Genomic DNA, 12,709 nt, shown 5'->3' with positions numbered 1-12,709 from the left:
TCGAAGCGATATAATTGCAGACTTGTATCCAGCAGAGGAGCTGACCGAATTGTTTTTGCACTTTCTACAATCGAAGGAACATAAAGAAGCTTTTCTGGATTTGGCGCATATCGTCGCGAACGCGGACGGGTTCGTTAACGGGAACGAGATGAGATATTTAAGATCCTTTATGACCGAAATGGGCATAGAAAACGGAGTAAAGCCGGTTTCCGCGAAAAAGGAGCTTTCCGAAATTATCGGCGGGATTAAAGACGAACAGGTCAAGAACATCTTTTTCGCCGAAATTCTTTTGTTGGTATTCGCGGACGGAGATTACAGCGACGATGAAAAGCAGATCGTGAAGGACATGAAAGAGTTGTTCGGCTTCTCGGAGGAAACGTATATGACATTCAAAAATTGGGTCATCCGCCTGGATAAGCTTAAGGTAGAAGGAATAAAGCTGATACTGGACCCGTCCGCAATGAAATAAGGAATCGAATTCAAGTCCCGCATGCGAGCGTAACGACTCCTTGCGGTTTTTTTCTGTTTTTCCGAGTTGGAGAATACGTTAACGGATATGAAAAGACCAGCAAAGACATAAGATTCCGCTATCGCCGCCGTTTGCAACATTATAAAGTAGAGCAGTATGGCCGGGGAAACGAAGGCTATCGGCGACGGGAAGTGAAAATGGCGATATTCCTCTCTCGTTCGCTCGCGTCTATCGAATTATAATGAGGAAGAATTAGGTTGACGGAACGTATTCTCCCTCGTGAAAGGGGTATCGCAGTGGAAGAAAACAGGAAGTGGCTAGCCAAGTGGATATGGCTGGATAATGAGCATGCGACCGGAACGAAGCAGGAGAGGGTGTACGCTCGCAGAACTTTCCAAGTAACCGACCCGGCCGAAGTCGACTTGACGATCGACGTTTCCGCGGATAGCCGGTACAGGCTTTACTTGAACGGCAGTTGGGTTTCGAGCGGTCCTTGCAAAGGGAACGGATGGAACCACTATTACGAGAAAATCGATTTAACGCCATATTTGGTGCCCGGCATTAACGTTATAGCTGCGGTCGTCCTGCACTTTCCGATCGTGGTCAACGGGAATTCGGGAGAGGTGGGACCGGCATCCGTCTGGCGCTCCGACCGAGGCGGCCTGTTAGTGGAAGGGGCGTTAATCGGCAAAGACGGCCGAATCGTCGAAGAGCTTCATACGAATCAAGCTTGGAAAATGAAGACGGACGATGCCGTGAGCATACGTAAAGAAACGGGAACTTTGTTCGTTGGAGGCACGGAAGAGGTGGACGGAGGGCGGCTTCCGCATGGCTGGCGTCTACCCGGTTACAACGATTCGGGCTGGAGTCGTCCGGATCGGATCATGGATACCCACGATCTCTTATACGGGGGGCTTACCCCTTGGCAATTGACGCCGCGGACGTTGCCCCCGTTGAGCGAAACGGACAAGTTCGTCCAACGGGTCATTCGTTCGAATTTGCCGGGTAACCGAGAATATTCGAAGCAGATCGGGTTATCCGCGGAAGGTTTGTTTCCGCTGGTCCTCCCGGCGAACTCGTCGGGATGGGCGGAGCTAGACCTGGGCCGCATGACGGTCGGTTATCCGATCGTATCGCTGAGCGAAGGGAAGGGCGCCCGCCTCAAGCTGCTCTATTCGGAAGCGTATGAATACGAGCAGAACGATGGGAAAAGGAACTGGCAAAGAAGGCAAGTCAGGGATGATCCGGAAGGCAAGGTACTACTGGGCAACGAAGACGAATACTCGGTGGGCGGATACGGAACGAGGTCGAAGCCGGAAGAGTACGAGCCGCTAGCCGTTCGCGCGGGCAGGTTCGTCAGGCTTTCCTGGTCGGTTGCCGATGAGCCGCTCGAGATAGGCAACCTGATCTGGAGGGAGGTCGGATATCCGCTCGACGTTCGAGCCAGCGTTCAAAGCTCCGATCCGTTATGGCAGCCGATGTGGGACATTAGCTTGAACACGCTCATGCGTTGCATGCACGATACTTACGAGGACACTCCCTATTACGAGCAAATGCAATACGTCATGGATGCCCGATTGCAGGCGTTGTTTACTTTCCAAGTGAGCGCGGACGACAGGCTGGCGAGGAAGACGATCCACGACTACCACGGCTCCTTGCTTCCGACGGGAATGCTTCAGAGCCGGTATCCGTCCGTCAACGCCCAGATCATTCCCGGATTCTCTCTATACTGGATCATGATGGTGCAGGATCATTACCGTTATTACGGGGATGCGGAGCTCGTTCGGCAGTATCGACCGACGATGGACGCCATTCTGGAATGGTTCGAGCGCAGAGTGGACAACGGTCTGGTCGGCATCATGCCCGAAGCCTATTGGTCCTTCGTGGACTGGGTTGAGGAATGGCGCGAACGGGCGGGCGTTCCATCTGCCAAGTGGGAAGGTCCAATGACCATTTACAATCTGATGTACGTTACGGCATTGGATAGCGCCGCGGAATTGAACGAGATCACGGGAAGGACGGATACGGCAAGAGAGTACCGGAGCCGAGCCGACTCCATAAGGATAGCCGCGAAGCAACAATGCTACGACGAGGAGGACGGCCTGTTCCGCGACGGCCCGCAATCGCGCGAGTTCAGCCAGCATGCCCAAATCTGGGCGGTCCTCGGCGGTGCGGTCGAAGGAGAGGAAGCGAGACGACTGATGGAACGAGCGCTTTCGCACGGATCAATCGCCAGAACTTCGTTCTCTATGACCCATTTTCTGTTCAGAGCTTTATCCGTAACCGGATTATACGATCGAACCGCGGAATTATGGGAGCCGTGGAAGAAACAAATCGACCTCCATCTGACGGCATGGGTGGAGGATCCCGTTCAGCAACGCAGCGATTGCCATGGGTGGGGGGCGCTTCCGCTGTATGAATACACCGCGGAAACGCTAGGCGTTCAGCCGGAGGAACCGGGCTATGGCACGATACGAATCCGTCCTCGCTTAAGCGGATTGAAGTGGGCGAAGGGAGAGGTCGCCACGCCTAGAGGAATGGTCAAGGTTGATTGGAGTCTCAACGATGACGGCAATTTCCATCTGCGCGCGGAGATTCCGGACGACGCGCGCGCGTTAATCGTTCTCCCGGACGGGCAAAGGCAATTGCTGGAGCGCGGGGGAATTTACGAGAGCAGTTGCAAGATAACCGTATAACCGCGGTCATAAAATCCCCGAGACGTCGTATCAAACGACGATTCGGGGGTTTTGCGTATGAAAAGACAATGTAAGGTAGGAGATTGCTATATTCCGGGCGATCGGATCCGCATCATACTGATAACGTACGGTACGCCAGTCGTCCGGGAAAGGAGGCAGGGATCGGGGACGCGTAACTTTCGGGGTTCACGGTATTTATTTTTTCATTCGAGAGAGGAGTTAATGAAGAATGATCATTCGTCCTGCCAGAAAAGCGGCGCTCTGGGTTCTCGTTGCCGTTTTTGTTCTAACTACTGCTTACGTACCCAAGGCCGCGGCGGTATCGGCGAAGTTGGCTTTAACCTCGTCGATGGTCACCAACGAGTCGGGTAAAGGCGATGCGACGATGCTCGTCGACGAGCAATCGGCGGCGGGGGACCCGAAGAACGGAACCGGAGGTTCTCCGACCAATCAATGGTTCCCCGGCTGGGGAGGCTCGGATCATCCGTCCAGCGCTTATATCGATCTGGGACAGTCGTACGATTTGACGGACGTTTACTTGCGAGACGTTAACGCGTCGGATAATTTCGTCGTGTCGACCGGTACGCCGGGAAGCTGGACCGTTCAATTCACTGACGGCTTAGGTAACTATAACGCTTGGAACGCCCACGCGGTCACCGTAACGACGAGATACGTACGCGTAACGCGCACGAGTCAGAACGCGAACATGTCGGAGATCGTTCTGTATGGCTCTCCGACGGGCTCCGGCGGAGGGGATGCGACGGCTCCCGCGGCAATAGGCAATTTGTCGTCGGGCACCGTAACCGCAGCTTCCGTATCGCTAAACTGGACGGCGCCCGGAGACGATGGCAGCACCGGAACTGCGACTTCCTACGATGTTCGATACAGCTTGTCCGCCATCAACGCGGGCAACTGGGCATCCGCAACGCCCGCGACGGGAGAGCCGACGCCGGTCGCGGCGGGCGGAAGCCAATCTTTCGTCGTGACCGGGTTAAGCGCGAATACGGCTTATTATTTCGCCGTGAAGACTCAGGACGAAGTTCCGAACGTTTCGGCCCTGTCCAATGTCGCGACCGCGACGACCGCAGCCGCGGGCGGAGGAAGCGTCAAGATCGCGTTAACGTCCTCGATGCTGGTGAACGAATCGGGCAAAGGCGATGCTTCCCTCCTCGTCGACGAGCAAGCGACCGCGGGAGATCCGAGAGCGGGAACCGGAGGCTCTCCGACTTCCCATTGGTTTCCGGGCTATGCCGGAGCCGATCACCCGTCTAGCGTTTACGTCGATCTTGGGCAAAATTTCGACCTGACGGATATTTATTTGCGCGATATCAACGCTTCAGGCGATTTCGTAGTCGCAACGGGAAGCCCCGGAAGCTGGACGACGAGGTTCACGGACGGGTTAACGGGTTACAACTCTTGGAATGCCCATCCCGTCAGCGTAACGACGAGATACGTTCGGGTCACCCGCGCGACGCAAGGCTCTAACGTATCGGAGATCGTTCTGTATGGCTCGCCGACGGGCTCGGGCGGAGGAGATACGACGGCTCCGTCCGCGATAACGAATCTATCGGCGGGAACCGCGACCTCGACGTCCGTACCGCTGAGCTGGACGGCTCCCGGAGACGATGGCAATACGGGAACTGCAGCGGTCTACGATATTCGTTATAGCACTTCGACGATTACTTCCGGGAATTGGAGCAGCGCCGTGCAAGCAAGCGGAGAGCCGACTCCGGCCGCGGCGGGAACGTCTCAGAGCTTCACGCTGACGGGTCTGTCCGCGAATACGACATACTATGTCGCCATTCGGGCTAGAGACGAAGCGGCCAACGAATCCGGCTTGTCCAACGTCGCGAGCAAAACGACGGCAGCGACAGGCGGCTCGGGCGGTAAAATCGTCTTGACCGCTTCGATGCTCTTAAATGAAACGCAGTCGGGCGATCCTTCGAAGCTGATCGACGAGCAGTCGGCGGCAGGCGATCCGAAGGCGGGAGCGGGCGGAACTCCGTCAACCGCGTGGGATATCGGCTATAACGCCATCTATGTTCCCGCAAGCGTAGTCATCGACTTGGGAGCGGATTATGCCCTGACGGATTTCTATTTGTACGACTCCGGCGGTTCGGGCAACGTGGTCGTTTCGACCGGTACGCCTTTCAGTTGGACGCAACAATTCACGGACAATATGTCCGGCTTCAATTCGTGGAAGGCACATCCGGTATCGACGACGACGAGATACATTCAGATCGTCATCCCGAACACCAGCGTGGCGGTTAACGAATTGGTCATTTACGGAACTCAGGTCGGCACTCCGGTCAGCCCTCCTAACCCGACGGCTCACGTCAAACCGACAATGGATCAGTTGATCGGAATCAACGCCTTTATCGACGATCCGTTCGCCAAGATCCAAGTTGCCGGTTTCGTTCGCGAATACCACAACTGGAACTGGGACGAGGGGGATCTGTGGAACTTCGGAACGATTCAGACGGGTTACAGCAATTACCCGAACAACGCCAACAAATTCAATCCGAGCTACGCGGGCGGAGGTTGGAATTTCGACGCGTATTACAGCGGGCTTAAGGCGCTTGGCATTACGGTGTCGCCCGCCATTCAAGGCAGCGTAAGCTGGCTATCGACGGATTCGAACTACAAGCCGATTTCCGCGGGAGAAAGCGCTCTGTCGCCGTCCTCCTACGCGGAGCACGCGGATCATATGTATCAATTCGCGGCCCGTTACGGAAACGCGGCCGTCGCGGACGCCAAGCTGAAGCTTGCGGCCGGGCAACCGCGCAGCACGGGACTGAACACGTTGTCCTATTTCGAGAACTGGAACGAACAGGACAAATGGTGGAAACAGCGCGAAGGATACTTCAACCCTTACGAGTACGCGGCCATGTCGAGCGCGGACTACGATGGGCATCTCGGAACGATGGGCAATACGGTCGGCGTTAAGAATGCCGATCCGAATGCCAAGATGGTCATGGGCGGTTTGGCCGATCCGAAGCTGGAATATATCCGCGCGCTCAAGTTCTGGTCGGATTTCAATCGGGGAGGCAGCTTTCCCTTCGACGTCGTTAATATCCATCACTACAGCAATAACGGGACGAATCAGACATCGGGTACGGCGGGAATCAGTCCGGAAGCGGACGGATTGAAGGAGCGCCTGCAGAAGTTTACCGACTACAGAAACGCGTACTTGCCCGGCAAAGAAGTATGGATCACGGAATTCGGCTACGACACGAACCAGAGCTCGCCTCAGAAGGTGCAAGCTATCGGGGCAACTTCCGTTCAGGAGGTGCAGGCGGATTGGATCGTTCGCTCCTATCTGGCGGCCGCGGCGGCGGGCATCGACAAGGCGGCGATGTACATGCTGCGCGACGTGGATGCCTCGAGCCCGACGCAATTCGATTCCAGCGGTCTTACGGGCAGCATGTCGACGGGATGGGCGCCGAAGATCTCCTGGTATTACACGTATACGTTGAAAAATCGTTTGACGGGTATGCGCTACCTCGGAGAACAAACCTCCGGCAACGCGAACGTGAAAATCTACAAATTCAAAAGCGCGACGACGAATCAGGGAGCCTACGTCGTATGGAGCCCGACAAGCAACAATACGACGGTAAGCAATTACTCGTTGTCGTTGCAAGGGACTCCGAATTCCGCGACGCTGGTCACGATGGCTAACGGGGATACGGACGGCGTACCTTCCTCCTTGACGATTTCCGGAGGAGCCGTATCCGTTAACGTGAGCGAGAGACCGTCGTTCGTCATGGTCAACGACATTCAGTAACGACATTCAGTAACGATATTCAGTAACGATATTCAGTAAAATCCTTCGCCGGTATGGGAAGGAGAACCGCCGGGAAGCTCCGGCGGTTCTTTTTTTCGCGACTTTGGCAGGAATCGCCGCTCCGGCAATCGGTTCGTACCGAGAGATCGGAGACCAATCGAGAGCTAACTCCGCTCCCCGAGGCATGATCTGCTAGAAACTCAGCCTAATCCTCTTTATTTTCTACCATAGTATCGAACTCAGCCGGTAACATTGGAGGATGGCCATGAATCGCGTCGAATTAGGATAGGACAAACCGCGCGTCCTCATAAAAAAGATATCGGAATACCAATTAAGATATGAGAAGACCATTCCCATCCGGCTCGCGACCGTTCAATATGAATAGAAAGCAACCAATTATCGAGGAAGAAGGGCATGAATCATGACTTCATTCGACAAACTCAAAACCATGACTCTATTTCCGAAGCTCGTTATCGCATTGTTGGTGCTTATCGCGCCTCTCTACATATTAGGTTTGTACGTGAATAAACAAGGCTCCACAAGCATCCGGGAGGAGTTATCCCGTTCGTTGCAATCGAAAGTTACCTTCTATATGAACTCTCTGGAATCGGAGAAGGACCATATCACCAATCTCCAGCAGGAGATGCTGATCGACTCCGATTTGCAGCACATTAATTTCATTAGCGCGATCATGTCGCCGTTCGAATGGACGCAGACGATCCAACGGGTCGAGAATAAGCTGCAATTCGTTAAAGGCTCCAGCGAGTACATTCAAAATGTAAGCGTACACATGCTGACGATCGGCCGAACGTTATCCAGCAACAGGCCGATTACCGACGAGTTATCCCCGGATTACGCGGCGGTCAAGGAGCCCGTCATCCGATCGGACGGAAGCTCGCAGAACGGAACGATAAAGTATAGGGAGGGGAGATTGTTTCAAGTGATGCAATATCCGGAGCCTCCCGTGGCTGATCGTCCCCCGTCGTACGTCATGGGCGTGGAATGGTCGGTATCCAAGCTGAGGCTTGCGTTGCAGCAATTCGCGGATAGCGGCGTTTCCGGCGCGCTGCTCTTTCAGCCGACGGAGGGCTGGATGGTGACCGGCGTGAACGACAACGAGAATCGCGACAGCCTGCAACGGTTTCTCGAAGAGAGATACGACAAGCAAATGTGGGAAGGCGTCGCCCCGATGAACATGGGAGATACCTCGTATTTGATCGCTTTCAAATATTCGCATTCTTTCCAAGCGTATTTAAGCGTGTACGTGCCGCAACAAGAGGTGCTCGGCCAATTGGACAAATACAGGTGGCTATACTGGCTCCTTTCCGGCGTATCTTCCCTCATAATCATCGTATACTCCTATTGGCTCTATCGGCTTCTGCACAAGCCGATGACGCTGCTGATCCGAACGTTCCGCAGGATGGAGGAAGGGCAGCTGGATCTAGTCGTGCTCCCTCGGCGCAAGGACGAGTTTTTTAACCTGTACATGCATTTCAATAAAATGGTGGACCGCTTACGCGTTCTTATCCATCAAGTTCTCGAACAGAAAATTCGAGCCCAGAGCTCCGAGCTGAAGCAGCTGCAATCGCAGATCAATCCGCATTTTCTTTACAATACTTACTTCATCCTGTACCGGTTGGCCAAGATGAACGATATCGAGAACGTGACGCTGCTGAGCCAGCATTTAGGAGAATATTTTCAATATATTACCCGGAATTCCGATTCGGAGGTGCGCTTAGAGGACGAGGTTCGTCATTCCCGGACGTACGTGGAAATTCAGAACATCCGTTTCGCTAGAAGGATAGAGGTACGATTCGATGAATTGCCGGCAACGTGCAACGCATTATCGGTACCTAGGCTGATTCTGCAGCCTATTCTGGAGAACGCGTATCACTACGGCATGGAGGGCAAGAGGAAGGACGGCAAAATCGCGGTATCGTTCCAATTGAACGATCGCGCCTTATTCGTACGAGTGGAGGATAACGGCGACCGGCTAAGCGAGGAAAAATTAAGCGAGCTCCAGATGAAGCTTCGTCAAGCGGGCGGAGAAATCGAGTATACCGGCATGATGAACGTGCATCGCAGATTGCAGTTGAAGTACGGCGACGGTAGCGGCATTACCGTGGACAGAAGCGAATGGGGCGGATTGAGCGTCGTGCTTCGCATCGATATCGACTCCGCGACGGAACAACGAGAATAGAGGGGGATGCGGAATGTTTCGATTATTGATCGTGGATGACGAACCGATTATCGTGGACGGCTTGTTCGAGTTGTTCGCTCAGCATGTTGGGTTGGAGGTGCATCGCGCGTACGATGCTCTGGAGGCGCTCGATATCGTTCGCAAAACCTATATGGACATCGTACTGGCGGATATCGAGATGCCGGAAATGAATGGTTTGGAGCTTCAGAAGCATGTCCAGAACCAGTGGCCGCGCTGTAAATTCATTTTCCTGACCGGCTATAGCGATTTCTCCTTCATCCATTCCTCCATACGTCAGGGCGCATTCGATTACGTTCTGAAGACGGAAGGCGACGATCCGATTCTCGCGGCCGTGGATCGGGCCGTCCGGCAAATAGAAGAAACGTTCTCCTACGAGCAGATCATCAAGAACGCGGAAGATCAGCTTGTCGTCGCGACTCCGCTAATTCGCAAGGAGTATTGGCTGGAGCTCCTTACGGGAGAGATCTCCGGGCCGGCCGAACGGCGCAGGCAATTCGATAAGCTCGGTATTACGCTAGATTCGGATAAACCTTATTTCATGGGCATCGGAAGGATCGACGAATGGCGCGAGGATATCGGACCGGGGGATAAATCCCTCTTCCTATATTCCGTGAATAACATCGTAGAGGAAATTCTCACGTCCAATATCCGCGTGGAGACTGTTTTTTATGCGCAGGATAGGCTCTTGTGGCTTCTGCAACCGAAGGAAGAGCTTGGCGCGGAAGCCGCTGAAATCAAAGATTGGAATCGATATTTGCTAGGGCTATTCGAAACGGTGCAATCCTCCTGCAGCCAATTCCTGAGATTGGCTTGCTCCTTCGTCGTAAGCGGACGCCCGCACGAATGGGAGCGACTTTCTTCGGCGTTCGAGCGTCTGACGGGATTATTCGTGCACGGACTTGGCTCCGCGAAAGAAATATTGCTCTCGGACATGAATCTGGCTCAGATCGAAGAAGCTCCTGCGGATAGAGGAGCTCTCAAGCGGTTTCCGTTGCTGGAGCAGTATCTGGACCAGAAGAACGAAGAGAAGTTTTTCGGATTGTACGCGGAAATCATGGCAACCGTTCAAGAACAGGGGGAAGTCCGTACGAGCCAGGCGCTGGAAATTTACTATTCGTTGGCATCCGCCGTTTTCTCCTATCTTAACAGGTGGGGACTCTTACAGAAGGTAACGGACGCGCTAGGCGTTCGAAAGCTGTTCACGATCCAAGAATTCGCCTCTTGGGACGAGATCACTCGTTATTTTGCGGACTTGTTTCGGATGCTCTTCGAATGGAGGAATTCTACGGCAGACAGCAGGACAAGCGAAGTCGTCATAACGATTCACGATTACGTGGACAAGAACATGTCGAAGGATCTGTCTCTCGTTCATCTCGCGGACCTGGTGTATCTGACCCCTTTCTATTTATCGAGGCTGTACAAGCAAACGACCGGCAGGAGCATAAGCGATTACATCACTGGCTGCCGCCTTCAAACCGCGAAGGAGTTGCTCTCGGGCAAAGCTTTGAAAATCCATGAAGTAGGGGAACGGATCGGTTTCGAATCCCCGTCCTATTTCACCCGTTTCTTCAAGAAGCTTACCGGCATGACCCCGCAGGAATATCGGGATTCGGCAAGGTAGTCAAATAGGACATGAGAAGACAACGAAGGGCATGACAGTCGTATATTTTTCGTTTCCGTTTCGCCGGATAATAAAAGAGTAGTCATCGATATTCAATTTGGAGGCGAAACCCGTGATTCGTACAAAGTGGGGTAGTTTGGTTTTGGCTGTGATCGTGACGGCGGTTCTCGTGCTGTCGGCATGCTCCAAGAATGAAGGTAATAACGCTTCTCCTTCCGCTTCGGCGCCGGAGACGCCCGCAGCATCGACATCGGCTGCGGAATCGGAAGCCGCGAGTCCTTCGCCGGCCGAGAATCTCGATCCGCTCGGGAAATACGAGCCGGGAATCGGGCTATCGACGATCAGGCACACGAACAGCGGCATGAAGTTCCTTAACGGCGATACGATCGACAGCAACATCTATACGAAGTCGTACGAGAGCGAATTAGGCATTAAAGTGACGAACAAATGGGTCGTCGACGATACGCAATACGCGCAGAAGCTCAACGTTTCGATCGTATCCGGCGATCTGCCCGATTTCTTCGAAGTCGATCCCAAGCAACTGCAAACGTTGATAGACGGAGACCAGTTGGCGGACTTGATGGAAGCTTACGAGAAGTACGCTTCGGAGCTAACCAAGAAAATATGGGGCGGCATCAATGACGGCAAGCTGGATACCGCATTAAGCAAGGGCAAGCTGGTTGCTCTTCCGATTAACGGCGGTCAGACGGACGATCCGGACTTTATATGGATTCGCCAGGATTGGTTGGATAATCTGGGCCTTCAAGGACCGAAGACGATGGACGACGTTCTGAATATCGCTAAAGCCTTCGCTACGCAAGATCCCGATAAGAACAATAAGAACGATACGTTCGGACTTAACATGAACAAGAACATTTGGGATGGCTATTCCGGCATCACCGGCTTCTTGAACGGTTATGGAGCTTACGCTTATAACCCGACGAACCAATCGGGAACCTCGACGTTCTGGATCAAGGACGCATCCGGCAAGCTTGTGTTCGCGGACATTCAACCGGAAGTGAAAGTAGCGCTCGGAAAGCTGCAGGAATTGTTCAAAGCGAAAGCCATCAGCCCGGAATGGGCGACGATGGACGGAACGAAAGCTTCCGAATTCGAGACCAGCGGCAAGGTCGGCATGCACTTCGGACAATTCTGGAACGCGAACTGGCCGCTCGCGGACATGAAGAAAGTTAATCCGAAATCCGAATGGTCCATTTTCCCGCTCGTATCCGCGGATGGTTCGGCGGCTAAAGTCCAATCGCTCGGGTATCGTCCGAACAGATTCATCGTCGTGAACAAAAGCGTCGGCAATCCGGAAGCGATCATCAAATTGTTAAACTACTTCATGGAGAAGAACTACGGGGAAACCCGGAACGAAGACTACCATATCGTGACGCAAGGCGAAGAACAGGTAAATACGTTCCCTTACGCCGCTATCGGCGGAAGCTATGCGGATACGAACCAGAACGATTACGCGTTGGTACAAGAAGCCTTGAAGACGAACGACCCTTCGACCCTGAATCCGACGGCCAAAGGCTACTACGATAACATTCTGGCTTATCGCGGCGGAGACCTCGGCCAATGGTGGGTAGAGAAAGTATTCGGCAATCAATCGACATACGAAGCGTTAGCCAAATATAAGAGCGATCCGAACAATTACGTCTATAACGAATTCTACGGATCGCCGACGGCGACCATGTCCGAGAGGGGCAGCACGCTTAAGGACATGGAAGCGACGGTATTCACGAAGATCATTATGGGCGCGGCTTCGATCGACGAGTTTGATAAATTCGTAGCCGATTGGAAGTCGCAAGGCGGAGACGCCATCACGCAGGAAGTGAACGACTGGTATTCCAAACGATAAATCGAACGCGTAAGCAACGAAGGGGGAGCGGCGTCTTCGCTTCCTCTTCGCCTT

At 53.7% G+C, this 12,709-nt stretch carries 6 protein-coding genes; all 6 read left to right on the top strand.

Annotation, left to right across the window (positions count from 1 at the left end; all coding sequences use genetic code 11):
- The first annotated feature begins 49 nt into the window (after positions 1-49).
- Entirely contained in the window at positions 50-469 is a 420-nt protein-coding gene (locus tag DFP95_RS19750) for a tellurite resistance TerB family protein (protein ID WP_115994409.1), read from the top strand.
- Positions 470-765: 296 nt separating this feature from the next.
- The gene (locus tag DFP95_RS19745; protein ID WP_115994408.1) at positions 766-3,165 is read left to right on the top strand and encodes an alpha-L-rhamnosidase-related protein; all 2,400 of its coding nucleotides are present in this window, start codon (positions 766-768) and stop codon (positions 3,163-3,165) included.
- Between the two features lie 229 nt (positions 3,166-3,394).
- Positions 3,395-6,949 carry a fibronectin type III domain-containing protein gene (locus DFP95_RS19740; RefSeq protein ID WP_115994407.1) on the top strand — a complete coding sequence of 1,185 codons (3,555 nt, stop codon included), beginning with the start codon at positions 3,395-3,397 and terminating at the stop codon, positions 6,947-6,949.
- A 421-nt stretch (positions 6,950-7,370) separates the two neighbouring features.
- Complete coding sequence (locus DFP95_RS19730; protein ID WP_115994405.1) at positions 7,371-9,149, top strand: sensor histidine kinase; 1,779 nt, start codon at positions 7,371-7,373, stop codon at positions 9,147-9,149.
- Between the two features lie 13 nt (positions 9,150-9,162).
- Positions 9,163-10,791: a response regulator transcription factor gene (locus DFP95_RS19725; RefSeq protein ID WP_115994404.1), complete on the top strand. Its 1,629-nt coding sequence runs from the start codon at positions 9,163-9,165 to the stop codon at positions 10,789-10,791.
- 112 nt (positions 10,792-10,903) lie between these two features.
- The gene (locus DFP95_RS19720) at positions 10,904-12,655 is read left to right on the top strand and encodes an extracellular solute-binding protein (protein WP_115994403.1); all 1,752 of its coding nucleotides are present in this window, start codon (positions 10,904-10,906) and stop codon (positions 12,653-12,655) included.
- Positions 12,656-12,709 lie beyond the last annotated feature (54 nt).

Origin of the sequence: Cohnella lupini, from assembly GCF_003386205.1 — a bacterium.
GTDB classification, from domain to species: domain Bacteria; phylum Bacillota; class Bacilli; order Paenibacillales; family Paenibacillaceae; genus Cohnella; species Cohnella lupini.
The sequence above is the reverse complement of the archived record's forward strand: the minus strand, read 5'-3'. Positions and strand labels throughout refer to the sequence as shown.

Coding starts and splice junctions, on each gene's coding strand:
- DFP95_RS19725 (WP_115994404.1), top strand. CDS start 9,163: ATGTTTCGATTATTGATCGTGGATGACGAACCGATTATCGTGGACGGC.
- DFP95_RS19740 (WP_115994407.1), top strand. CDS start 3,395: ATGATCATTCGTCCTGCCAGAAAAGCGGCGCTCTGGGTTCTCGTTGCC.
- DFP95_RS19730 (WP_115994405.1), top strand. CDS start 7,371: ATGACTTCATTCGACAAACTCAAAACCATGACTCTATTTCCGAAGCTC.